The organism is Serratia sp. SM04 (assembly GCF_040280225.1).
GTDB lineage: Bacteria > Pseudomonadota > Gammaproteobacteria > Enterobacterales > Enterobacteriaceae > Serratia > Serratia sarumanii.
The window spans coordinates 293076-315765 of the sequence record NZ_JBEOQT010000003.1 but is presented as its reverse complement, the minus strand read 5'-3'; the positions used below and the strand labels follow the sequence as shown (position 1 = coordinate 315765).

General features: G+C 60.8%; 23 protein-coding genes. 15 read left to right on the top strand and 8 right to left on the bottom strand.

Annotation, left to right across the window (positions count from 1 at the left end; genetic code table 11):
- The first annotated feature begins 7 nt into the window (after positions 1-7).
- The 3 genes from ABTW55_RS07160 (at position 8) to proY (ending at position 4251) form a co-directional block, all read left to right on the top strand.
- Positions 8-970 carry a PstS family phosphate ABC transporter substrate-binding protein gene (locus ABTW55_RS07160; protein ID WP_060420411.1) on the top strand — a complete coding sequence of 321 codons (963 nt, stop codon included), beginning with the start codon at positions 8-10 and terminating at the stop codon, positions 968-970.
- 484 nt (positions 971-1454) lie between these two features.
- Positions 1455-2771 carry a branched-chain amino acid transport system II carrier protein gene (brnQ, locus tag ABTW55_RS07155; protein ID WP_033653282.1) on the top strand — a complete coding sequence of 439 codons (1317 nt, stop codon included), beginning with the start codon at positions 1455-1457 and terminating at the stop codon, positions 2769-2771.
- A 73-nt stretch (positions 2772-2844) separates the two neighbouring features.
- A complete protein-coding gene (gene proY / locus ABTW55_RS07150; RefSeq protein ID WP_033653281.1) occupies positions 2845-4251 on the top strand; it encodes a proline-specific permease ProY in 1407 nt (468 codons plus the stop codon).
- A gap of 45 nt (positions 4252-4296) precedes the next feature.
- On the opposite strand, the gene ABTW55_RS07145 is transcribed toward proY, so the two are convergent.
- From ABTW55_RS07145 to ABTW55_RS07130, 4 genes are all read right to left on the bottom strand, one after another.
- Positions 4297-4584 carry a HigA family addiction module antitoxin gene (locus tag ABTW55_RS07145; RefSeq protein ID WP_025160069.1) on the bottom strand — a complete coding sequence of 96 codons (288 nt, stop codon included), beginning with the start codon at positions 4582-4584 and terminating at the stop codon, positions 4297-4299.
- Entirely contained in the window at positions 4584-4862 is a 279-nt protein-coding gene (locus tag ABTW55_RS07140; protein ID WP_049235171.1) for a type II toxin-antitoxin system RelE/ParE family toxin, read from the bottom strand. Before ABTW55_RS07140 ends, ABTW55_RS07145 begins: the two co-directional genes overlap by 1 nt.
- Before the next feature lie 85 nt (positions 4863-4947).
- Complete coding sequence (locus ABTW55_RS07135; protein ID WP_033653279.1) at positions 4948-5217, bottom strand: hypothetical protein; 270 nt, start codon at positions 5215-5217, stop codon at positions 4948-4950.
- 132 nt (positions 5218-5349) lie between these two features.
- Entirely contained in the window at positions 5350-6606 is a 1257-nt protein-coding gene (locus tag ABTW55_RS07130) for a mechanosensitive ion channel family protein (RefSeq protein ID WP_060420409.1), read from the bottom strand.
- Between the two features lie 246 nt (positions 6607-6852).
- On the opposite strand from ABTW55_RS07130, the gene malZ reads away from it, so the two are divergent.
- Complete coding sequence (gene malZ / locus ABTW55_RS07125) at positions 6853-8676, top strand: maltodextrin glucosidase (protein WP_033653277.1); 1824 nt, start codon at positions 6853-6855, stop codon at positions 8674-8676.
- 53 nt (positions 8677-8729) lie between these two features.
- Here malZ and ggt read toward each other — a convergent pair whose 3' ends face one another.
- The 3 genes from ggt to ABTW55_RS07110 all read right to left on the bottom strand — a co-directional run bounded on the left by ggt (position 8730) and on the right by ABTW55_RS07110 (position 12141).
- Positions 8730-10493 carry a gamma-glutamyltransferase gene (ggt, locus tag ABTW55_RS07120; RefSeq protein WP_060420407.1) on the bottom strand — a complete coding sequence of 588 codons (1764 nt, stop codon included), beginning with the start codon at positions 10491-10493 and terminating at the stop codon, positions 8730-8732.
- A 234-nt stretch (positions 10494-10727) separates the two neighbouring features.
- On the bottom strand, positions 10728-11330 hold the full coding sequence (locus ABTW55_RS07115; RefSeq protein ID WP_019454212.1) for a peroxiredoxin C: 603 nt from the start codon (positions 11328-11330) through the stop codon (positions 10728-10730).
- A 229-nt stretch (positions 11331-11559) separates the two neighbouring features.
- Positions 11560-12141: an ACP phosphodiesterase gene (locus tag ABTW55_RS07110; protein ID WP_033647323.1), complete on the bottom strand. Its 582-nt coding sequence runs from the start codon at positions 12139-12141 to the stop codon at positions 11560-11562.
- A 120-nt stretch (positions 12142-12261) separates the two neighbouring features.
- Here ABTW55_RS07110 and queA point away from each other — a divergent pair, with 120 nt between their 5' ends.
- The 5 genes from queA (at position 12262) to secF (ending at position 17746) form a co-directional block, all read left to right on the top strand.
- Positions 12262-13332 (top strand): tRNA preQ1(34) S-adenosylmethionine ribosyltransferase-isomerase QueA, encoded by a 1071-nt coding sequence (gene queA, locus ABTW55_RS07105; protein WP_004940394.1) that lies wholly within the window; start codon positions 12262-12264, stop codon positions 13330-13332.
- A 72-nt stretch (positions 13333-13404) separates the two neighbouring features.
- Positions 13405-14529, top strand: coding sequence for a tRNA guanosine(34) transglycosylase Tgt (gene tgt, locus ABTW55_RS07100; protein ID WP_033647322.1), 1125 nt, complete (start codon positions 13405-13407; stop codon positions 14527-14529).
- A 33-nt stretch (positions 14530-14562) separates the two neighbouring features.
- On the top strand, positions 14563-14895 hold the full coding sequence (gene yajC, locus ABTW55_RS07095) for a preprotein translocase subunit YajC (RefSeq protein WP_004940391.1): 333 nt from the start codon (positions 14563-14565) through the stop codon (positions 14893-14895).
- Between the two features lie 24 nt (positions 14896-14919).
- Entirely contained in the window at positions 14920-16767 is a 1848-nt protein-coding gene (gene secD / locus ABTW55_RS07090; RefSeq protein WP_072008390.1) for a protein translocase subunit SecD, read from the top strand.
- 10 nt (positions 16768-16777) lie between these two features.
- Positions 16778-17746, top strand: a complete 969-nt coding sequence (gene secF / locus ABTW55_RS07085; protein ID WP_019454209.1) for a protein translocase subunit SecF — start codon at positions 16778-16780, stop codon at positions 17744-17746.
- 63 nt (positions 17747-17809) lie between these two features.
- On the opposite strand, the gene ABTW55_RS07080 is transcribed toward secF, so the two are convergent.
- A complete protein-coding gene (locus ABTW55_RS07080; protein ID WP_033653274.1) occupies positions 17810-18370 on the bottom strand; it encodes a DUF3251 domain-containing protein in 561 nt (186 codons plus the stop codon).
- Positions 18371-18545: 175 nt separating this feature from the next.
- Between ABTW55_RS07080 and nrdR the strand changes: the two genes are divergently transcribed.
- The 6 genes from nrdR to pgpA all read left to right on the top strand — a co-directional run bounded on the left by nrdR (position 18546) and on the right by pgpA (position 22661).
- Complete coding sequence (gene nrdR / locus ABTW55_RS07075) at positions 18546-18995, top strand: transcriptional regulator NrdR (RefSeq protein ID WP_004940387.1); 450 nt, start codon at positions 18546-18548, stop codon at positions 18993-18995.
- Between the two features lie 10 nt (positions 18996-19005).
- Positions 19006-20115 carry a bifunctional diaminohydroxyphosphoribosylaminopyrimidine deaminase/5-amino-6-(5-phosphoribosylamino)uracil reductase RibD gene (gene ribD / locus ABTW55_RS07070; RefSeq protein ID WP_060420405.1) on the top strand — a complete coding sequence of 370 codons (1110 nt, stop codon included), beginning with the start codon at positions 19006-19008 and terminating at the stop codon, positions 20113-20115.
- A 107-nt stretch (positions 20116-20222) separates the two neighbouring features.
- Positions 20223-20693: a 6,7-dimethyl-8-ribityllumazine synthase gene (gene ribE / locus ABTW55_RS07065; protein ID WP_033637299.1), complete on the top strand. Its 471-nt coding sequence runs from the start codon at positions 20223-20225 to the stop codon at positions 20691-20693.
- 20 nt (positions 20694-20713) lie between these two features.
- Positions 20714-21130: a transcription antitermination factor NusB gene (nusB, locus tag ABTW55_RS07060; RefSeq protein WP_004940384.1), complete on the top strand. Its 417-nt coding sequence runs from the start codon at positions 20714-20716 to the stop codon at positions 21128-21130.
- Between the two features lie 51 nt (positions 21131-21181).
- Positions 21182-22174, top strand: a complete 993-nt coding sequence (gene thiL / locus ABTW55_RS07055) for a thiamine-phosphate kinase (RefSeq protein ID WP_033637301.1) — start codon at positions 21182-21184, stop codon at positions 22172-22174.
- Complete coding sequence (gene pgpA, locus ABTW55_RS07050) at positions 22167-22661, top strand: phosphatidylglycerophosphatase A (RefSeq protein WP_060420403.1); 495 nt, start codon at positions 22167-22169, stop codon at positions 22659-22661. The genes thiL and pgpA overlap by 8 nt, the downstream gene beginning before the upstream one ends.
- Positions 22662-22690: the final 29 nt, after the last annotated feature.

The window sequence follows — 22690 nt, the reverse complement described above, 5'->3', positions numbered from 1 at the left end:
CACCGGTATGACCCGAATAACCCGAGGGCTGTTGCTTTGCCTGGCGCTGCTGGCCGGACGCGGCGCGCTGGCGCAGCCCGACGGCATGCTGGCGGGCAACCTGTCCAGCGTCGGTTCCGATACTTTGGCGAATCTGATGGCGCTGTGGGCGCAGGATTTCAGCCGGCATTACCCCAACGTTAACCTGCAGATCCAGGCCGCCGGCTCGTCGACCGCGCCGACCGCGTTGGCTGCGGGCGCCGCGCAGCTGGGCCCGATGAGCCGGCCGATGAAGGCGGCCGAGGTTTCGGCGTTCGAACACCGTTACGGCTATGCGCCGCTGGCGGTGCCGGTGGCGGTGGACGCGCTGGTGGTGTTGGTGCATCAGGACAACCCGCTGCGCGGCCTCAATCTGCAGCAGCTCGATCGCATTTTCTCCGCCACCCGGCGCTGCGGTGAAAGCAAGCCGCTGACGCGCTGGGGCGAGCTGGGGCTGAGCGGCGACTGGGCGACGCGCTCGCTGCAGCGCTTCGGCCGCAACTCGGCGTCCGGCACCTACGGCTATTTCAAACTGCGCGCGCTGTGCGGCGGCGATTTTATGCCGCGCGTCAATGAGCTGCCCGGCTCGGCCTCGGTGGTGCAGGCGGTGGCCGGTTCGCTCAACGGCATCGGCTACGCCAGCATCGGTTTTCGCGCCAGCGGCGTGCGGCTGCTGCCGTTGGCGGAATCGGGAGAGGACTATGTCGCGCCTACCGCCGCCAACGTGCGCAACGATCGCTACCCGCTGTCGCGCTATCTCTATATCTACATCAACAAAGCCCCCAATCAACCGCTGGAGCCGCTGACCGCCGCGTTCCTCGATCGCGTGCTGTCGAACGTAGGGCAGAACCTTGTCAATCACGACGGCTATCTGCCGCTGCCGCCGGGCGCCCTGCAGAGGACCCGCCAGGCGCTCGGGCTGCAGCCGCTCGCGGCGGCCACGGTGCAATAAGCGACAAAAAGCGGCGTAATTTTCGCCTTTTTTAACGGCCAAACGGAGCTTATACCACGCGAAAACCGGGCATTTATTGGCGTTTTCGCGCGGTAAAGCGGTATATGTTTCACGTTTCGTGAATCCATTGTTCAAAAATGATACAAATCATGTAGTGTATATTTATTGATAGCCAATATGATCGACTGGTGGCTAAAGTTTATATGGTCGATAGCTCTGCTTTTCGCCGTGCGCCTTGCCTTGAAGCGCTATAAACGTTTACCTTAGCCCTCGTTGTCGGATTAAACCTCCATTTTTATAACTCCTAAAATTTTGCCCATCTTCATGAGCGGCCACTTTCGAATAGGGACATAAACGCCGGATCGACTGCGTTTAGGATGCTTATTTGGCGCTGCGACGATCGGGCATGCCGGCAACCGGTGGGGCGTCACGCCACCACGCTATCGGACAATTTTTTTCATTTGAACAGGCAACACGACATCGTATGAGTCATCGTTTAACGTCAAAAGATATCCTGGCACTGGGCTTCATGACCTTTGCCTTATTCGTTGGGGCTGGGAACATCATCTTCCCGCCGATGGTCGGCTTGCAGTCCGGTGAACACGTCTGGATCGCGGCGCTGGGCTTCCTGATCACCGCCGTCGGTCTGCCGGTCATCACCGTCATCGCGCTGGCGCGCGTCGGCGGCGGCATCGACGCCCTCAGTTCGCCGATCGGCCGCGGCGCCGGCCTGCTGCTGGCGACCGTCTGCTACCTGGCCGTCGGCCCGCTGTTCGCCACGCCGCGCACCGCCACCGTGTCCTTTGAAGTGGGCATCGCCCCGCTGACCGGCGACGGCGCCATGCCGCTGTTCATCTACAGCCTGGTGTACTTCGCGCTGGTGATCGGCATCTCCCTGTATCCGGGCCGCCTGCTCGACACCGTCGGCCATGTGCTGGCGCCGCTGAAGATCGTGGCGTTAGGCGTACTGGGCATCGCCGCGCTGCTGTGGCCTGCCGGCGCGCCGATTCCGGCGACGGCGGCTTACCAGAGCGTGCCTTTCTCTTCCGGCTTCGTTAACGGCTACCTGACCATGGATACGCTGGGCGCGCTGGTATTCGGCATCGTTATCGTCAACGCGGCGCGCTCGCGCGGCGTGAAAGACGCCGGTCTGTTGACCCGCTACACCATTCTGGCCGGTTTGATCGCCGGCGTGGGCCTGACGCTGGTTTACCTGAGCCTGTTCAAGCTGGGCTCCGGCAGCGGCGCGCTGGTGCCGGACGCCACCAACGGCGCGGTGATCCTGCACGCTTACGTTCAGAACACCTTCGGCGGCCTGGGCAGCTTCTTCCTGGCGGCGCTGATCTTCATCGCCTGTATGGTGACCGCGGTAGGCCTGACCTGCGCCTGCGCCGAGTTCTTCGCGCAATACCTGCCGTTCTCGTACAAGACGCTGGTGTTTATCTTGGGTCTGTTCTCGATGGTGGTGTCCAACCTCGGCCTGAGCCACCTGATCCAGATCTCCATTCCGGTGCTGACCGCGATTTACCCGCCGTGCATCGTGCTGGTGGTGCTGAGCTTCACCCTGCGTTGGTGGCACAGCGCGCCGCGCATCATCGCGCCGGTGATGCTTGTCAGCCTGTTGTTTGGTATCCTTGACGCGGTGAAAGCCTCCAGTTTCCAGCAGCTGCTGCCGGCCTGGACCACTCACCTGCCGCTGGCGGAGCAGGGGTTGGCATGGTTGCCGCCTTCGCTGCTGATGCTGGTGCTGGTCGCGATTTATGATCGGGTGTGCACGCGTTCCCAAGTGACCGCGCACTGATAATCCCCCGGCTTAATCCAGGGCCACGGACATGTCCGTGGCTTTTTTACGTTTAAAACTATGGGTCATTTTCATGCAACAACAGTCACCCACCACTGCCCCCGACAATAAGCTGAAACGCGGCCTCAGTACGCGTCATATCCGCTTTATGGCGCTGGGATCGGCCATCGGCACCGGGTTGTTCTACGGCTCGGCGGACGCCATCAAAATGGCCGGCCCGAGCGTGCTGCTGGCTTACCTGATCGGCGGCATCGTGGCCTTTATCATCATGCGCGCCCTGGGGGAGATGTCGGTCAACAACCCGCAGGCCAGCTCGTTTTCCCGCTACGCGCAGGACTACCTCGGCCCGATGGCGGGTTACATCACCGGCTGGACCTACTGCTTTGAAATCCTGATCGTCGCCATCGCCGACGTGACCGCCTTCGGCATCTATATGGGGGTCTGGTTCCCGGAAGTGCCGCACTGGATCTGGGTGCTGAGCGTGGTGCTGATCATCGGCGCTATCAACCTGATGAGCGTCAAGGTGTTCGGCGAGCTGGAGTTTTGGTTCTCGTTCTTCAAAGTCGCCACCATCATCATCATGATCGTGGCCGGCATCGGCATCATCATCTGGGGCATCGGCAACGGCGGGCAACCGACCGGCATTCATAACCTGTGGTCGAACGGCGGCTTCTTCAGCAACGGCTTTATCGGCATGATCCTGTCGCTGCAGCTGGTGATGTTCGCTTACGGCGGCATTGAAATCATCGGCATCACCGCCGGCGAAGCCAAAGATCCGAAAAAATCGATTCCGAAGGCCATCAACTCGGTGCCGTGGCGCATTCTGGTGTTCTACGTCGGCACGCTGTTCGTCATCATGTCTATCTACCCGTGGAATCAGGTGGGCACCAACGGCAGCCCGTTCGTGCTGACCTTCCAGCATATGGGCATCACCGTGGCGGCAGGTATCCTCAACTTCGTGGTGATTACCGCTTCGCTGTCGGCGATCAACAGCGACGTGTTCGGCGTCGGCCGCATGCTGCACGGCATGGCCGAGCAGGGCCATGCGCCGAAGATGTTCAGCAAGGTGTCGAAGCGCGGCATTCCCTGGGTGACGGTGGTGGTGATGATGCTGGCGCTGCTGCTGGCGGTATACCTCAACTACATCATGCCGGAGAGCGTGTTCCTGGTGATCGCCTCCCTGGCGACCTTCGCCACCGTGTGGGTGTGGATCATGATCCTGTTCTCCCAAATCGCCTTCCGCCGCAGCCTGAGCAAAGAACAGGTGAAGCAGCTGGCGTTCCCGCTGCGCGGCGGGGTATTCACTTCGGTGGTGGCGATCGTGTTCCTGGTGTTCATCATCGGCCTGATCGGCTATTTCCCGACCACGCGCGTCTCGCTGTACGCCGGCCTGGTCTGGGTGGTATTGCTGCTGGCGGGATACTGGTTCAAGGTCAACCATCAGAAAAAACGCGCGCCGCTGGCGACGCAGCAAGACTAAATGGAAAAACACCGGCTAAGGCCGGTGTTTTTTTAGGAGCAGGCGTCAAGCGAAGTCCAGCTTGCGCAGTTTGGAAACGTCGATGGACTGCCTGGCCTGCCACAGATCGTAAGCATCCTGCATGCCCATCCAAACCTGTTCGGAACTGCCTATCACGATGGACAGGCGGATGGCCATTTCCGGCGAGATATCGGACTTTCCGCTGATCAGGCGTTGAACCGTGGAGGGCGCGACGTCCAGCGCTTTAGCCAGCGCACGCGCGCTGAGATTCAGCGTTTCCATGGTTTCTTTGATCAACTCGCCAGGATGAGGGGGATTATGCATGCGGTTCATTAGTGATAGTCCTCATAATTCACGATATAAACATCACCCTCGACCAGCTCAAACGTGATACGCCAGTTGCCGGTTACGGTGACGGACCATTGCTCGCTGCGAGCGCCCGTTAGCGGGTGCAAGAAGAAGCCGGGCAGATCTACGTCATCAATCACTTTCGCCAGATCCAGCACGCTCAGCCGCAGCGCGATTTTCTTCGCCTGCTTGGCGTCGATACCCGCCGTTGAACCGGTTTCGAAAAACTTTTTGAGTCCCTTATGCTTGAAGCTTCTTATCATCCTGACGGCTCCATGAGTGTTGCGCTATACGCATCATAGCCAGGTGTTGCGTATGGCGCAACAAAATGGTGCGTTTTTTAACCTATTATGCCGGGCGTTTGTCTTCCGCTTCATCCTCCCCGGCGACGCGCGCTTCGATACGCATGTCGCCGCCGTTAAGGCGTTCCTCCTCTTCCTCGCCGGCGCAGCGCGCCAGCACCTCGCGAATGTCTTGCATATTGCTGCTCAGGGCGCTCAGCGAAGGTTGCAGGTTGCGGGGCATGCGGCTTTCGTCCAGCGAAGCGCTGTGCAGGCAGCCGATAAACAGCAGGGTGGCCATCAGGGTAAACAGCCGGTGACGTAAGCGTTTCAGCAAGGGCTTTCCCTCTCGGTGGTGAAGGTGATGGCGCATTAACGCCGTTTTCACCGGGGAAAAGAAGGGGATGGAGATATCTGCTGGCAATTGAAAGAACATCATTACCAGCAGACACAGTTACGTCAGCCGACGTCAGGAAGCGTTGGCGTTTTGTAGCAGCATGCCGCGCAGGTCATTGCCGGTTGGCGTTTGATGCACGCGCAGGCCGAACTCGTCGATCACCGCCAGAATATGATCGAAAATATCCGCCTGAATGCTTTCATACTCCGCCCAGACCGTGGTGTTGGTGAAGGCGTAGATTTCAAGCGGCAGGCCTTCCGGCGTCGGCGCCAGCTGGCGCACCATCAGCGTCATGTTCTGGTGAATGCGCGGGTGAGCGCGCAGGTAGGCTTCCAGATAGGCGCGCAGCGTGCCGAGGTTGGTCAGGCGGCGGCCGTTGAGCGGCGAGGCCAGATCGATGGCAATCTCCTGATTGTGCCGGCTCAGCTCCTGGGTTTTATCGTTCAGGTAGCTGTGCAGCAGCGGGTTGCGCTGCAGGCGGCGCTGTTCCTCTTCCGACAGGAAGTGCACGCTGCCGGTGTCGATATTCAGGCTGCGCTTGATGCGGCGCCCGCCGGATTCCGACATCGACCGCCAGTTTTTGAACGAGTCGGAGATCAGCGCGTAGGTGGGAATGGTGGTGACGGTGTTGTCCCAGTTACGTACTTTGACCGTGGTCAGGCCGATGTCGGTGACCGCGCCGTCGGCGCCGTATTTCGGCATTTCCAGCCAGTCGCCGATCTTCAGCATATCGTTGGCGGAGAGCTGGATGCCGGCCACCAGGCCGAGGATCGGATCCTTGAACACCAACATCAGGACCGCGGTCATGGCGCCCAGGCCGCTGAGCAGCAGCAGCGGCGATTTGCCCATCAGCAGCGAGACGATCATGATGCCGATCAGGACCGCCGCCACCAGTTTCAGGCCCTGGAAAATGCCGCGCAGCGGCAGCTGATTGGAGATCGGGCTTTGGCGCAGCAGCGCCAGCAGCGTATCCAGCAGCGAGAACAGCGACAGCAGGGTGAAGGCGAGGATCCACACCTGTGCGGCGGTGACGATCACCGCCTGGGTCTGGCTGCCGCTCTGTAACCACAGCGTCGCCTGGATGCTGATGATCACCCCTTGCAGCAGTAGCGCCACGCGCTGGAACAGTTTGTATTGGGTGATGGCCTGTTGCCAGACGCGCTGCGATTGCTGGCCACGGCGCTGAAGGGCGGCCAGCACCACCCGGTGCAGCACCAGGTGGATCGCGACCGAGATCAGGACAATCAACCCCAATACCATCAACAGCGACATCACTCCGCCGAATTCCAAACCAAATTGTTCCAGCCAGCGCGTTATCTGTTGTTGCATTACCGCTCCTTAAAAAATGCGCAAAAAATATCCTGTAAACTTAAAACGCGTTAGCCTAAGGGGTAACGTGCAGGATTTGTGCCTGTTTACCTTTTTTTACATCGGGTTAGCGTTATTTTTCGGTCTCCGCCCCCCGGCTCATCCCCGGGTTTTGCGGCCAGAGAGGAGGGGGAGTTGCACTTAACGTGGCATTGTTCGCTTCTTGAAGAACGCCGTCGATTTCGTTTGGTACAGCAGGAGAACAGTATGCTTAACGCCTGGCATCAACCGGTCCCGCCTTTTGTGGTGAAGCAAGGGCAACGTTTGGATATCACGCTGTGGTTACAGGGGGATGAACTGCCGGAACGGGTGTTTTTGCGCGCCGAACCGGACAACGAAGAGTGGCTGCTGGCGATGAAAGCGCAGCGCCACGAGGGGATGCGGCGCTACCAGGCCAGCCTGACGCTGAATGAGGGCGAGCCGACGCGGCGTTACTGCTTCAAGCTGCTGTGGGCCGATCGCCAGCAGTGGTTCGGGCCGCAGGGCTGGTCGCCAACGCCGCCGGGGCAGCTGGCGCAGTTCGCCGTCGACGAGCCCGACAATGGCCCCGAGTGGGTGGCGGATCAGCTGTTCTATCAGATTTTCCCCGATCGCTTCGCCAGCAGCGGCGGCGAGCACGGCATCCAGAGCGGCAGCTACCGCCATCACGCGGCCGGCGCCGAGGTGATTCGGCGCGACTGGCAGCACCCGCTGGAAGATCGCCACGCCGCCTCGACCTTTTACGGCGGCGATCTGGACGGCATCGGCGCCAAATTGCCGTACCTGCAGCAGCTGGGGGTGACGGCGCTGTACCTGAACCCGATTTTTACCGCACCGAGCGTGCATAAGTACGATACCGAGGACTATTACCAGGTCGACCCACACTTCGGCGGCAACGCGGCGCTGCAGCGTTTGCGAGTGAGCACTCACAAGGTGGGCATGAAACTGGTGCTGGACGGGGTATTCAATCACACCGGCGACTCGCATCCGTGGTTCGACCGCCATCGTCAGGGCGAAAACGGCGCCTGTCACCACCCCGATTCGCCGTATCGCGGCTGGTTCAACTTTTACCCGGACGGCCGCGCGCTCGACTGGAAGGGCAACGCCAGCCTGCCGAAGCTCAACTTTGCCGAGCCGCAGGTGGCGGAAGCGATCTATCGCGGGGAAGGCAGCGTGGTGCGCCACTGGCTGCGCCCGCCGTACAGCATCGACGGTTGGCGGCTGGACGTGGTGCACATGCTGGGGGAGAACGGCGGCGCCACCGGCAACCTGCACCACCTGGCTGGCATCTATCAGGCGGTGAAGCAGGAGAATCCGCAGGCCTACGTATTGGGCGAGCACTTCGGCGACGCGCGCCGCTGGCTGCACGCCGGCGTGGAGGATGCGGCGATGAACTACATGGGCTTCGCGCTGCCGGTGCGGGCGTTCTTGGCGGGGCTGGACGTAGCCTATCACCCGGTGCGGCTGGACGCCGCCGGGTGCGCGCAGTGGATGGACGGCTACCGCGCCGGGTTGCCGCACGGCCGACAGCTGATCCAGTTCAACCAACTGGACAGCCACGATACCGCGCGTTTTCTCACGCTGTTGCAGGGGAACGCGGCGCGCATGCAGATGGCGGCGGTGTGGTTGCTGAGCTGGATAGGCGTGCCTTGCCTCTATTACGGCGATGAGATTGGTCTGGACGGTGGCAACGATCCGTTCTGTCGCAAGCCGTTCCCGTGGGACGTCGGCGACTGGGACCGGCCGCTGCTGGCGCTGTTCCAGCGCATGGCGGCGCTGCGTAAACAGAGCGTGGCATTGCGCCGCGGCGGTTGTCAGGTGCTGTACGCCAGCGGGGAAACGCTGGTGTTCGTGCGCCTGTATCAGCAGGAGCAGGTGTTGGTGGCGCTGCAGCGCGACGGCAGCGGCCAGGCGCAGCTGCCTTACAACCCGCTGTTGGCGCGCGGCCCGTGGCGGCGTGTGGAAGGGCGGGGAGAGTTGAGCGAAACGGCAGGCGGGCTGCGCCTGCAGCTGGCGGAAGAGACGGCCACCGTGTGGCGCTGTGAAGGCTAAAGACACTGCGGGGGCCGAAGGGCCCCCGCGATAAAGGTGAGTAGGCGTTTACATCAGTAACCGACCGCAGAACCTGCCGGGCGACGCACGTCGTTGGCGCCGTACAGATAGCCTTCGCGCACCTTGCCGGAAACCGCCGAGTCGTTGCCGGAGTTGGCCGGGCTGACGCCCGCCGCGCCCGGCAAGCCGACCAGAATCAGTTCGGCGGCGCCCCACGGCGTTTGCTCGATCATCTTATAGCCCATGCCGCTCAGCAGCTTCAGCGTATCGGCGGAAACGCCGCGCTGTTCGTAGTACACCTCATCCGGCAACCATTGGTGATGGATGCGTGGCGCGTCCACCGCTTCCTGCGGCGCCATGCCGTGGTCTATCACGTTCAACGCGGTCTGCAGGGTGATGGTGATGATGCGCGAGCCGCCCGGCGAGCCCAGCACCATAAAGATCTTGTTGTCCTTGGTCACCAGCGTCGGGCTCATCGACGATAGTGGGCGCTTACCGGGGGCAATGCTGTTGGCGGTGCCCTGCACCAGCCCGTACAGGTTTTTCTCGCCCACTTTGACCGTAAAGTCGTCCATCTCGTCGTTGAGGAAGAAGCCGGTGCCCGGTGCGATCACCACGGCGCCGAAGCGGCCGTTGACGGTATAGGTGGTGGAGACGGCGTTGCCGTCGTGATCGACGATCGAATAGTGGGTGGTTTCCGGTTTCTCATGCGGTTCCATGCCGGGCTGCACGTTTTCCGACGGCGTGGCCTTGTCCGCGACGATTTTCTTGCGGATCTGCTCGGCGTAGCTCTTGCTCACCAGCCGGTCGATCGGGTTTTTGATGAATTCCGGGTCGCCGAGGTAGGTGTTGCGATCCATGTAGGCATGGCGCATCGCTTCGGTCATGGTGTGAATGGCCGCCGCCGAGTTGAAGCCCATGCTTTTCAGGTCGTAGCCTTCCACCACGTTGAGGATTTCGCACAGCGTCACGCCGCCGGAGCTGGGAGGCGGCGCCGACACGAACTTGTAGCCGCGATAGCTGCAGGTAATCGGCGGCGTTTCGGTGACCTTGTAATTGGCGAAGTCGGCGGCGGTCAAGATACCGCCGCCCTGTTTGGCCGCCGCCTCCACCGCCTGCGGGATCTTGCCTTTATAGAAGGCATCGGTTCCCCCTTTGGCAATGGCTTCCAGCGTATTGGCCAGATCGGTTTGCACCAGTTTGTCCCCCGGCTGCAGCGGGCTGCCGTCCGGGCGCAGGAAGATTTTGGCCGACTCGGGATCCTGTTTGAAGCGTGCGACGGTGGTGTCGAGAATATCGGTATCGGCGCGGGTCAGCACAAAGCCTTCGCGCGCCAGCCTGATCGCCGGCGCCAGCACCTGTTCACGGCTCAGCTTGCCGTACTTCTCACGCGCGGTTTCCATCCCCAGCACGGTGCCCGGCACGCCCGCCGCCAGATAGCCGTAAAGGCTGGCGTCTTTCTTCACCTTGCCGTCGGCATCCAGATACATGTTGGCGCTGGCCGCCGCCGGCGCGGTTTCACGGAAGTTGATGAAGGTGTCGGTGCCGTCCGCCAGGTGAACGGTCATAAAGCCGCCGCCGCCGATGTTGCCGCAGCAGGGGTTAACCACCGCCTGCGCGTAACCGACCGCCACGGCGGCGTCGATGGCGTTGCCGCCCATCTTCAGGATATCTACGCCGACCTGCGAGGCCAGGTGCTGCGAGGTGACCACCATGCCGTTTTTGGCTTCCACCGCGGGGTTGGATGCCGCATACAGGCTGCCGCTGACCAGCAGCGCCGCCATGGTCAGGGGTTTGCTCCATTTCTGTAAAAACATAGTTATTCCTACCCTGTCAGTTTTTTATTGTGTTGTGTTTGCTTGCCGCTGTTCGCTTGCAAAGCGCGAGCCAGCGTTATTGATAGTAGCCGCAGATGGGCGCACGCGCGGCGAGCAGGGTGGGAAATGTGAGCGGAAACAGGGAAATAAAGCACTGAAGGTGGGCGGTCTGCCCCATAAAGGGGCATAAAAAAACCGGCCGCGTGGGCCGGTTGATTCACTATCAGGCTGAAATTACAGCTTGGCAGCGTTTTCAGACAGGTATTTTGCAACGCCGTCTGGGGAAGCGCCCATACCTGCTTTGCCTTTTTCCCACTGAGCCGGGCACACTTCACCGTGCTCTTCGTGGAATTGCAGCGCGTCAACGGTACGGATCATTTCGTCGATGTTACGGCCGATTGGCAGGTCGTTAACAACCTGAGCACGCACGATGCCGTCTTTGTCGATCAGGAAGGAGCCGCGCAGCGCAACGCCGGCTTCCGGGTGTTCGATGCCGTAAGCTTTCTGAATTTCACGCTTGATGTCAGCAACCATTGCGTATTTCACTTCACCGATGCCGCCTTTGTCGACAGGGGTTTTACGCCATGCGTTGTGAACGAACTCTGAGTCGAAGGAAACGCCAACCACTTCAACGCCACGCTTCTGGAACTCTTCATAGCGGTGATCGAAAGCGATCAGCTCGGAAGGGCATACGAAGGTGAAGTCCATTGGCCAGAAGAACAGCACGGCCGGTTTGCCGTTCAGGTGCTTCTTCAGGTTGAAGTTTTCAACGATTTCGCCGCTACCCAGTACGGCAGCTGCAGTGAAGTCAGGGGCTTGACGAGTTACCAGGACCATAATTACTCCTGTAATAGGTGTTAAAGGGTGGATGTAAAAACAAGGGCCAGTATAGGGGCCGCGACTTGGTGAATAAAGGGTAAAAGACCAATCGATGAGATAGCTTTCACCTATCAAAGTCGTTGATATAATTTAGCGAGCTTTAAAAATAACCTTTTCCCACAAAAGGGCAAGCGGCAAAACGTAAATTCTTGCAAGGCGTTGCAATTTCAATGGCTTGAGCTTGACCTCAGAGCGCTTTGTCCTTCGCCTGCCGCATCATTTGCGGGTAAAACTGCCAGAACTGTGTTTCAAGCTGATGATAATGTTGCTCGACGTCGGCGAACGAACCGGCCAGCGCCTCGAGGCGCGGGCGGCGGCTGGCCATGCCCTGCAGCACCCGGGCGATGAACGGCAATTCGGCGTAGCGCTCCAGCCAGCGTTCCTGCCACAGGTAGCCGTTCAGGTTCTGAAAGCGCGGCGGCGTGAGCGGCAGAAAAGGTTCGATCTGGCTGCGGGCTTCCTGGGTAAACTGGTGCAGGTCGCGCGAAGGCTCGAGCTGCTGCCAGTGGCGCGCCAGAAAATGGTCCCACACCACGTCGAGGGTGATCGGCGCCACGCGGCGGTAGGGGGCGCTGAAATAGTCGCGGCTGGCTTTGACCTGCGGCAGGCTGTCGGTCAGCACGTCGACGCGGCGGTGCATCATGATGCCGGCCACCACCTCGGGCTGGTAGTCGGCGGCGGGGTTGCCGCGCACGAAATCGGCCAGCAGGTTGCCCAGCAGCGAGCTGTCCGCCAGCATGGCCAGGTGAAGATGAGCGAGAAAATTCATCCCTCAACTATACCCGAAGTCAGGCAAATCCTCCTTATTTCTTGCCGCTGACCGCCCCCGGCTTTAGACTAGGCCGCCTGTTTTTTACCAACCAGCCCTAAATTGAAGAAGTGAATACCCATGCGCGTCGCTGATTTTTCGTTTGAACTTCCCGAATCCCTGATTGCCCACTATCCCCAGGCCGAACGCAGCGCATGCCGCCTGCTGCAGCTGGACGGGCCGAGCGGGGCGCTGACGCACGGCGTATTCACCGATCTGCTGGATAAGCTGGAAGCCGGCGACCTGCTGGTGTTCAACAATACCCGCGTGATCCCGGCGCGCATGTTCGGCCGCAAGGTCAGCGGCGGCAAGATTGAGGTGCTGGTGGAGCGCGTGCTGGACGACCATCGCGTGCTGGCGCACGTGCGCGCGTCGAAAGCGCCGAAGCCGGGCGCCGAGCTGCTGTTGGGGGATGACGAGAGCATCGCCGCCACCATGGTGGCGCGCCACGAAACGCTGTTCGAGCTGCGCTTCAACGACGAGCGCGACGTGTTCACTATCCTCAACGCCGCCGGCCACATGCCGCTGCCGCCTTATATCGCCCGCCCGGATGAAGACGCCGACCGCGAGCTGTATCAGACGGTCTACAGCGAGAAGCCCGGCGCGGTTGCCGCGCCGACCGCCGGCCTGCACTTCGACGAACCGCTGCTGGCGGCGCTGCGCGCCAAGGGCGTGGAAATGGCGTTCGTGACGCTGCACGTCGGCGCCGGCACCTTCCAGCCGGTGCGCGTGGAAACCATCGAAGATCACGTGATGCACGCCGAATACGCCGAAGTGCCGCAGGAGGTGGTCGATGCGGTGCTGGCCTGCAAGGCGCGCGGCAAGCGCGTGGTGGCGGTGGGCACCACCTCGGTGCGCTCGCTGGAAAGCGCCGCGGCGGCCAGCAAAGAAGCGCTGATTGCGCCGTTCTTCGGCGATACCAGCATCTTTATCTATCCGGGCTATCACTATCAGGTGATCGACGCGCTGGTGACCAATTTCCACCTGCCGGAATCGACCCTGATCATGCTGGTGTCGGCCTTCGCCGGCTATAAAAATACCATGAACGCCTATCAGCAGGCGGTGGCCGAGCAGTATCGCTTTTTCAGCTACGGCGATGCGATGTTCATCAGCCGTAACCCGCAGGCGGAAAACGAGTCCGTCGGCGGTTAATTTCCCGGGCTGCGCCCACGGCGCGGCCCCGTTTCAACGACATCAGACTGTTTCTCTGATGCTGGAGGTTTTGTGAAGTACGAACTACAAACTACCGATGGCCGCGCGCGTCGCGGCCGCCTGATCTTCGACCGCGGCGTGGTGGAGACCCCGGCCTTTATGCCGGTCGGCACCTACGGCACGGTCAAGGGCATGACGCCGGAAGAAGTGAAAGAAACCGGCGCGCAGATCCTGCTGGGCAACACCTTCCACCTGTGGCTGCGCCCGGGCCAGGAGATCATGAAGCTGCACGGCGACCTGCACGATTTCATGCAGTGGCATGGGCCGATCCTCACCGATTCCGGCGGTTTCCAGGTGTTCAGCCTGGGGGCGATGCGCAAGATCAAAGAGGAAGGCGTGTACTTCCGCAACCCGATCAACGGCGACAAGGTGTTCCTGAGCCCGGAAAAATCGATGGAAATCCAGTACGACCTGGGTTCCGACATCGTGATGATCTTCGATGAATGTACGCCGTACCCGGCCGACTGGGACTACGCCAAGCGTTCGATGGAAATGTCGCTGCGCTGGGCGGAGCGCAGCCGCAAGCGATTCGACGAGCTGGAAAATAAAAATGCGCTGTTCGGCATCATTCAGGGCGGCGTTTACGAAGATTTACGTGATGTTTCAGTCAAAGGGCTGGTGGATATCGGCTTTGACGGGTACGCTGTGGGCGGCTTGGCTGTAGGCGAGCCGAAAGAGGATATGCATCGCATTCTTGAACACGTTTGCCCGCAAATTCCGGAAGATAAGCCACGCTATTTGATGGGCGTCGGCAAGCCGGAAGATTTGGTGGAAGGCGTGCGTCGCGGCATCGACATGTTCGACTGCGTCATGCCGACCCGCAACGCCCGCAACGGCCATCTGTTCGTGACTGACGGTGTGGTAAAAATCCGTAATGCCAAGCACAAGGATGATACTTCTCCGCTGGATAAGGACTGTGATTGCTACACCTGTCGCCATTACAGCCGCGCCTACTTGCACCATCTCGACCGTTGCAACGAAATATTGGGTGCTCGACTGAACACGATTCATAACCTGCGTCACTACCAACGCCTGATGGCGGGTTTACGCCAGGCTATCGAAGAGGGTAAATTAGAGCAGTTTGTTGCGGATTTCTATGGTCGGATCGGCAAGCCGATTCCGCCTTTAAACGCTTGATCTAATAATTGATAACTTAATGAGGGAATTTCAATGAGCTTTTTCATTTCTGACGCCGTCGCATCCGCAGGGGCTCCGGCTCAGGGAAGCCCGTACTCTCTGATCATTATGCTGGTGGTGTTCGGCCTGATCTTCTACTTCATGATCCTGCGCCCACAGCAGAAGCGCGCTAAAGATCACAAGAAGCTGATGGACTCCATCGGTAAAGGCGACGAAGTGCTGACCACCGGCGGCCTGATCGGTCGCGTGACCAAAGTGGCCGACACCGGCATCATCGCCATCGCGCTGAACGACACCACGGAAGTGATGATCAAGCGTGACTTCGTGGCGGCCGTTCTGCCGAAAGGTACCATGAAGGCCCTGTAATCTTTTTTCCCGAAGGGAATTGCCGTGCTAAACCGTTATCCTTTGTGGAAGTATCTGATGTTGATCGTGGTGATCCTCGTCGGTCTGCTTTATGCGCTTCCCAACATCTACGGTGAGGATCCGGCCGTACAAATCACTGGCGCGCGCGGCGTCGCCGCCAGTGAAACTACGCTGGACCAGGTCCGTACCGTATTAGAAAAAGACAACATCGCGAGCAAGTCGATTGCGCTGGAAAATGGCGCCATCCTGGCTCGCTTTAAAGATCCTGACGTTCAGCTGCGCGCCCGCGAAGCGCTGGTGACCGAGCTGGGTGACAAATTCGTCGTGGCGCTGAACCTGGCGCCGGCCACGCCGACCTGGCTGGCCATGCTGGGCGCAGAGCCGATGAAACTCGGCCTGGACCTGCGCGGCGGCGTGCACTTCCTAATGGAAGTGGATATGGACACCGCGTTGAGCAAGCTGCAGGAACAGACCATGGATACCCTGCGCAGCGAGCTGCGCGAGAAGGGCATTCCTTACGCGTCTATCCGCAAGCTGGACAACAACGGCGTGGAAGTTCGCTTCCGCGACAATGCGGCGCGTGACCAGGCCATCAGCTACATCGGCCCGCGTCAGCGCGATCTGGTGCTGTCCGCCAACGGCGCCAACACCATGAAAGCCAGCCTGACGGACGCCCGTCTGAGCGAAGCGCGCGAATACGCCGTCCAGCAGAACATCACTATCCTGCGTAACCGCGTCAACCAGCTCGGCGTCGCCGAACCGCTGGTGCAGCGCCAGGGCGCCGACCGCATCGTGGTCGAGCTGCCGGGCATTCAGGACACCGCGCGCGCCAAAGAAATTCTGGGTGCCACCGCGACCCTTGAGTTCCGTCTGGTGAACACCAATGCGGACGCCACTGCGGCGGCCAACGGCCGCGTGCCGGGCGACTCCGAGGTGAAATACACCCGTGACGGCCAGCCGATCGTGCTGTACAAGCGCGTGATCCTGACCGGTGATCACATCACCGACTCCACCTCGAGCACCGACGAATACAACCAGCCGCAGGTTAACATCTCGCTGGACAGCGCCGGCGGCACGTCCATGTCCAACTTCACCAAGGACAACATCGGCAAGCCGATGGCGACCCTGTTCGTGGAGTATAAGGACAGCGGCAAGAAAGACGCCAACGGCCGCGCGGTGCTGGTGAAACAGGAAGAAGTGATCAACGTGGCGAACATTCAGTCGCGTCTGGGCAACAGCTTCCGCATCACCGGTATCGGCAACCCGAACGAAGCGCGTCAGCTTTCGCTGCTGCTGCGTGCGGGCGCGCTGATCGCGCCGATTCAGATCGTCGAAGAGCGCACCATCGGTCCAACCCTGGGTCAGCAGAACATCACCCAAGGTCTGGAAGCCTGCCTGTGGGGCCTGGTGGCGTCCATCGTCTTCATGGTGGTCTGGTACCGTAAGTTCGGCGTGATCGCCACCACGGCGCTGGTCGCCAACCTGGTGCTGATCGTCGGCGTGATGTCCCTGTTGCCGGGGGCGACGCTGACCATGCCGGGCATTGCCGGGATCGTGTTGACGCTGGCGGTGGCGGTTGACGCCAACGTACTGATTAACGAACGTATCAAGGAAGAGCTGAAGAACGGCAGGTCCGTTCAGCAGGCGATCCATGAGGGCTATAAAGGCGCGTTCTCCAGTATCGTCGACGCCAACATCACCACGCTGATCACCGCGATCATCCTGTACGCAGTCGGCACCGGTTCGATCAAAGGCTTTGCGATCACCACCGCTATCGGTGTGGCGACGTCCATGTTCACCGCGATTGTCGGTACCCGTGCCATCGTCAACCTGCTTTACGGCGGCAAACGCATTAACAAGCTGTCTATCTGAGGAGTGCGTTGTGGCACAGGATTATACTGTTGAGCAACTCAACTACGGCCGTAAAGTCTACGACTTTATGCGCTGGGACTACGTGGCCTTCGGCATCTCGTTGGTGCTGTTGGTCGCGTCGATCGCCACCATGTCGGTGCGCGGGTTTAACTGGGGTCTGGATTTCACCGGCGGTACGGTGATTGAAATCAACCTGGAGAAACCGGCTAATCTCGACCTGATGCGCGATACGCTGGAGAAGGCCGGGTTCCAGGATCCGATTATCCAGAACTTCGGCAGCAGCCGCGACGTGATGGTGCGCATGCCACCGGCGACCGGCACCGCAGGCCAGGAACTGGGCAACAAGGTGATCGGCGTGATCAACGACTCGGTGGATAAAAATGCCACCGTGAAGCGCATCGAGTTCGTCGGCCCGAGCGTGGGCAGCGAACTGGCGCAAACCGGCGGCATGGCGCTGCTGGTGGCGTTGATCTGTATCCTGATCTACGTCGGTTTCCGCTTCGAATGGCGCCTGGCGCTGGGGGCGGTTATCGCGCTGGCGCACGACGTGATCATCACGCTGGGCGTGCTGTCGCTGTTCCACATCGAGATTGACCTGACCATCGTCGCGTCCCTGATGTCGGTTATCGGTTACTCGCTGAACGACAGCATCGTGGTTTCCGACCGTATTCGTGAGAACTTCCGCAAGATCCGCCGCGGTACGCCTTACGAGATCATGAACGTGTCGTTGACCCAAACGCTGAGCCGTACGCTGATGACTTCCGGGACCACCCTGATGGTGGTGCTGATGCTGTACATCTTCGGTGGCGCGATGCTGCAAGGCTTCTCGCTGGCGATGCTGATCGGCGTGTCGATCGGTACCGTCTCCTCGATCTACGTCGCGTCCGCGCTGGCGTTGAAGCTGGGGATGAAACGCGAACACATGCTGCAGCAAAAAGTGGAAAAAGAGGGCGCAGATCAGCCTTCGATTCTGCCTTAACAACCGCAGTATTCAGCGATATGAGAAGGAGCGCCGATGGCGCTCCTTTTTTTGCCTCGGGGGTCAGTGCTGCTTCACTACCGCCGGTTGGGCGGTTGAAACCAGACTGTGCAGACGGATATAGCCCAATTGTTCCGGCGTCAGGCCGCTGAAGCGCAGTTCGAAGTCCTGGCCGGGCTTCGGCAGCAGCGAATCGGCGCTGGCGATCGGTTGCGACAGCGCCTCGGCGGTCAACGGCCGGCCGGTGGCGTCGTCCAACTGGCCCCATTCCACCACGGCTTTGAACGGCGGCAGCGTGGCCTGTGAGAGGACGCGCACATGCAGCTGCGCCTGCGTGCCGTTGGCTTCATTCTTGATGTGGCTCAGCGAAACGCTCAGTTCGCCGATACCGCTCTGCAAACGGGCGGCGCTTCGGGCCGCCGGCAGCAGATAGACGCCATTGTCGGAGTGCTGATTGAGCTGATTCTGCCGCTCCAGCGCGGTGGTTTGATCGGTCAGCACGCTCACTTTCTGGTTCAGCGCGGCGACCTGATGGCGCAGCTGGGGCACGGCGGCGTTATGCGCGCAGCCCGCCAGCAACACGGCGGCGGCGAGCAGGGCTATTTTGGGGTAACAGGTTGTCATGACGGCGATTTCCTATGCTGAATCTCCTGTTATCAGCTTAGTCCGCCCGGAGGGGAAAGTCATATCGGCGCCGCTTCCCGGCCGCGCGTCGCAACAAATGGCCGCCGCCCTTTGTTGTGGCTGCACTTCGGGGTAAACTGCATTTATCTATAAAAAACGTTTATCAGGACGTGTTATGCATTGCCCTTTCTGCGCCGCCGTTGATACCAAAGTCATTGATTCCCGCCTGGTGGGGGACGGTTCGCAAGTGCGCCGTCGCCGCCAGTGTCTGGTGTGCAATGAACGCTTCACCACCTTCGAGGTGGCTGAGCTGGTGATGCCGCGAGTGATTAAAAGCGATGAGGTGCGCGAGCCGTTCAACGAAGACAAACTGCGCCGCGGCATGCTGAAAGCGCTGGAAAAGCGCCCGGTCAGCTCGGACGACGTGGAAAACGCCCTTAATCATATCAAATCCCAACTGCGCGCCACCGGCGAACGCGAAGTGCCGACCAAACTGGTGGGCAATCTGGTGATGGACGCGCTGAAAAAGCTGGATAAGGTCGCCTATATTCGCTTCGCGTCGGTGTACCGCAGCTTCGAAGACGTGCGCGAGTTCGGCGAAGAGATTGCCCGCCTGCAAGACTAAAGGATCTTTCATGCATCACGACGAACTTTATATGGCGCGCGCCTTCGAACTGGCGCGGCTGGGGCGTTTTACCACCGCACCCAATCCGAACGTCGGTTGCGTTATCGTGCGCGACGGCGAAATTGTCGGTGAAGGCTATCATCTGCGCGCCGGCGAGCCGCACGCGGAAGTGCACGCGCTGCGCATGGCGGGCGACAAGGCGCGCGGCGCCACCGCCTATGTCACGCTCGAGCCGTGCAGCCATCACGGCCGCACGCCGCCCTGCGCCGATGCGCTGGTGGCCGCCGGCGTAACCCGGGTGGTCGCGGCGATGCAAGATCCCAATCCGCAGGTGGCGGGGCGCGGGCTGTACAAGCTGCAGCAGGCCGGCGTCGAGGTGCGGCACGGCCTGATGCTGGCCGAGGCCGAAGCGGTCAACCTGGGCTTCCTCAAGCGCATGCGCACCGGTTTCCCTTACGTGCAGCTGAAGCTGGGCGCGTCGCTGGACGGCCGCACGGCGATGGCCTCCGGCGAGAGCCAGTGGATCACCTCACCCGAAGCGCGTCAGGACGTGCAGCGCCTGCGCGCGCAGAGCGCCGCCATTCTCAGCACCAGCGCCACCGTGCTGGCGGACGATCCGTCGCTGACGGTGCGTTGGGATGAATTGGACGCCGAGACGCAGCGCCTCTATCCGCGCGACAATCTGCGCCAGCCGCTGCGCATCCTGCTCGACAGCCAAAATCGCATTACTCCGCAGCACCGCGTGGTGCAGCAGCCAGGCGCCACCTGGCTGGCGCGCCTGGAGGCGGATGAACAGGCCTGGCCGCAAGACGTCGAGCAGTTTATCTGCCCGGCGCACGGCGGCGGCGTCGATCTGGTGGTGATGATGATGCTGTTGGCCAAGCGCCAGGTGAATTCAATCTGGGTGGAGGCGGGCGCATCGCTGGCCGGCGCACTGCTGCAGGCCGGCCTGGTGGATGAGCTCATTTTGTACATCGCGCCGAAACTGTTGGGCGATAATGGCCGTGGCCTGTGCCACCTGCCGGGCCTGGAGCGGTTGGCCGACGCGCCGGAATTCGTCTTTAGCGATGTGCGCCAGGTCGGCCCCGATCTGCGTTTGCGCCTGCGGGTGAAACACTGAATCTCGCGCCCGTGCGCCGGTTTTACAAAAGCGCCGCGCAGGCGATGAAAGAATATGATAGAATCCGCCCCCCTGCGGGGTATTGAACCCATTTTTAAGGAAAGCCCATGAAAGTTATCGAAGGTGTTGTTGCTACTCCAAAGGCCCGTGTGGCGATCGCAATTGCACGTTTTAACAATTTCATCAACGACAGCCTGCTGGAAGGCGCTATCGACGCGTTGAAACGCATTGGTCAGGTTGCTGACGACAACATCACCGTTGTCTGGGTCCCGGGCGCTTACGAGCTGCCGCTGACGGCGAGCGTATTGGCCAAAACCGGCAAATACGACGCGGTTATCGCGCTGGGCACCGTTATCCGTGGGGGCACCGCGCACTTCGAATATGTGGCGGGCGAAGCCAGCTCCGGCATCGGCAACGTTGCGATGAATGCCGAAATCCCGGTTGCTTTTGGCGTGCTGACCACCGAAAGCATCGAGCAGGCGATCGAACGCGCCGGCACCAAAGCGGGCAACAAGGGCGCTGAAGCCGCGCTGACCGCACTTGAAATGATTAATGTTATCAAAGCTATTAAAGCCTGAATTTAGTTAAGGGGAATTCCGTGAAACCTGCTGCTCGTCGCCGCGCTCGTGAGTGCGCTGTTCAAGCGCTTTACTCTTGGCAGTTGTCTAAAAACGACCTTGCCGATGTTGAACACCAGTTCCTGACGGAGCAGGATGTCAAAGATGTTGACGTCGCCTATTTTCGCGAGTTGCTGTCCGGCGCGGCAGTGAATGCAGGTATGCTGGACGAACTGATGGCGCCTTACCTGTCGCGTCAGCTCGAAGAGCTGGGCCAGGTGGAGCGCGCGGTGCTGCGCGTCGCGCTGTTTGAACTGAAAATGCGCGAGGATGTCCCTTACAAGGTGGCGATCAACGAAGCGATCGAACTGGCGAAAACCTTCGGCGCGGAAGACAGCCACAAGTTTGTGAACGGGGTGCTGGATAAAGTGGCGCCAACCCTTCGCAAGAAAAAGTAAAACATTAAGGCCGGCATTCCCGGCCTTAATTTCTTCTAGTGGAATATCGATATGGCATGCGGCGAATTTGACCTCATTGCCCGCTATTTTGACCGGTTCAAGCGTGTGCGCCGGGATGTACAGTTGGGCATTGGAGATGACTGCGCACTGCTGGCAGTGCCGGAAAAACAGCTGGTGGCCGTCAGTACCGATACGCTGGTGGCGGGCGTGCACTTTCTGCCGGACATCGATCCGGCCGATCTCGGCTATAAGGCGTTGGCGGTCAATCTGAGCGATCTGGCGGCGATGGGCGCCGATCCGGCCTGGCTTTCGCTGGCGCTGACCCTGCCTGAAGTGAACGAATCCTGGCTGAAGGCCTTCAGCGACAGCCTGTTCGATCAGCTCAACTATTACGGCATGCAGCTGATCGGCGGCGATACCACGCGCGGGCCGCTGAGCATGACGCTGACCATCCAGGGGCTGATCCCGGCCGGCCGGGCGCTGACCCGCAGCGGCGCGCGCATCGGCGACTGGATCTATGTGACCGGCACGCTGGGCGACAGCGCCGCCGGGTTGGCGATCCTGCAGGATCGTTTGGCGGTGACGGAAACGACGGCGCGCGATTATTTGGTCGCTCGCCATCTGCGGCCGCAGCCGCGGGTGTTGCAGGGGCAGGCGCTGCGCGATCTGGCCAGCTCGGCGATCGACATCTCCGACGGCCTGATTTCCGATCTGAAGCATATCCTTAAGGCCAGCGACTGTGGCGCACGCATCGTGCTGGACGAGCTGCCGATGTCGCAGGCGCTGAGCAGCCACGCCGATGCCGAACAGGCGCTGCGCTGGGCGCTGGCGGGCGGCGAAGATTACGAGCTGTGCTTCACCGTGCCGGAGATCAACCGCGGCGCGCTGGAAGTGGCGTTGAGCCACCTCGGGGCCGACTACACCTGCATCGGCCAAATTGGCCCGCTGTCTGAAGGCATCCGCTATTATCGCGACGATGAGGCGGTAGAGCTGGACTGGGCTGGGTTCGATCATTTCAACGCGGAGCCGGGCACCCATGGATGAAGCCAAGCGTCGGCTGCGGATGAGCAATCCGTGGCACCTGCTGGCCACCGGGTTTGGCAGCGGTTTGTCGCCGGTGATGCCGGGCACCATGGGATCGCTGGCGGCGATCCCGTTTTGGCTGCTGCTGATCCAGCTGCCGTGGCAGCTCTACTCGCTGACGGTGATGTTCAGCATCTGCATCGGCGTCTATATTTGCCACCGCACGGCAAAAGACATGAAGGTGCACGATCACGGCAGCATCGTCTGGGACGAGTTCGTCGGCATGTGGATCACGCTGATGGCGCTGCCGGTCAATGACTGGCGCTGGGTCGCCGTCGGTTTCGTTATCTTCCGCATTCTCGACATGTGGAAGCCGTGGCCGATCCGCTGGTTCGACCGCAACGTGCATGGCGGCATGGGCATCATGGTCGACGATATCATCGCCGGCGTGCTGTCCGCCGGCATCATCTACCTGATTGGGCACCACTGGCCGATCGGGCTGTTCTGACAGACGGGCGCGCCGTTTTGCGCCCGCTT

Excerpts from the sequence above, each read along its gene's own strand:
- ribE (WP_033637299.1), top strand. The coding sequence starts at position 20,223 with ATGAAAGTTATCGAAGGTGTTGTTGCTACTCCAAAGGCCCGTGTGGCG.
- ABTW55_RS07140 (WP_049235171.1), bottom strand. The coding sequence starts at position 4,862 with ATGATAAGAAGCTTCAAGCATAAGGGACTCAAAAAGTTTTTCGAAACC.
- brnQ (WP_033653282.1), top strand. The coding sequence starts at position 1,455 with ATGAGTCATCGTTTAACGTCAAAAGATATCCTGGCACTGGGCTTCATG.
- ABTW55_RS07160 (WP_060420411.1), top strand. The coding sequence starts at position 8 with ATGACCCGAATAACCCGAGGGCTGTTGCTTTGCCTGGCGCTGCTGGCC.
- ABTW55_RS07145 (WP_025160069.1), bottom strand. The coding sequence starts at position 4,584 with ATGAACCGCATGCATAATCCCCCTCATCCTGGCGAGTTGATCAAAGAA.
- ABTW55_RS07080 (WP_033653274.1), bottom strand. The coding sequence starts at position 18,370 with ATGACAACCTGTTACCCCAAAATAGCCCTGCTCGCCGCCGCCGTGTTG.
- proY (WP_033653281.1), top strand. The coding sequence starts at position 2,845 with ATGCAACAACAGTCACCCACCACTGCCCCCGACAATAAGCTGAAACGC.
- yajC (WP_004940391.1), top strand. The coding sequence starts at position 14,563 with ATGAGCTTTTTCATTTCTGACGCCGTCGCATCCGCAGGGGCTCCGGCT.
- pgpA (WP_060420403.1), top strand. The coding sequence starts at position 22,167 with ATGGATGAAGCCAAGCGTCGGCTGCGGATGAGCAATCCGTGGCACCTG.
- ABTW55_RS07130 (WP_060420409.1), bottom strand. The coding sequence starts at position 6,606 with ATGCAACAACAGATAACGCGCTGGCTGGAACAATTTGGTTTGGAATTC.
- ribD (WP_060420405.1), top strand. The coding sequence starts at position 19,006 with ATGCATCACGACGAACTTTATATGGCGCGCGCCTTCGAACTGGCGCGG.
- nrdR (WP_004940387.1), top strand. The coding sequence starts at position 18,546 with ATGCATTGCCCTTTCTGCGCCGCCGTTGATACCAAAGTCATTGATTCC.
- ABTW55_RS07115 (WP_019454212.1), bottom strand. The coding sequence starts at position 11,330 with ATGGTCCTGGTAACTCGTCAAGCCCCTGACTTCACTGCAGCTGCCGTA.
- ggt (WP_060420407.1), bottom strand. The coding sequence starts at position 10,493 with ATGTTTTTACAGAAATGGAGCAAACCCCTGACCATGGCGGCGCTGCTG.
- queA (WP_004940394.1), top strand. The coding sequence starts at position 12,262 with ATGCGCGTCGCTGATTTTTCGTTTGAACTTCCCGAATCCCTGATTGCC.
- ABTW55_RS07110 (WP_033647323.1), bottom strand. The coding sequence starts at position 12,141 with ATGAATTTTCTCGCTCATCTTCACCTGGCCATGCTGGCGGACAGCTCG.
- malZ (WP_033653277.1), top strand. The coding sequence starts at position 6,853 with ATGCTTAACGCCTGGCATCAACCGGTCCCGCCTTTTGTGGTGAAGCAA.
- thiL (WP_033637301.1), top strand. The coding sequence starts at position 21,182 with ATGGCATGCGGCGAATTTGACCTCATTGCCCGCTATTTTGACCGGTTC.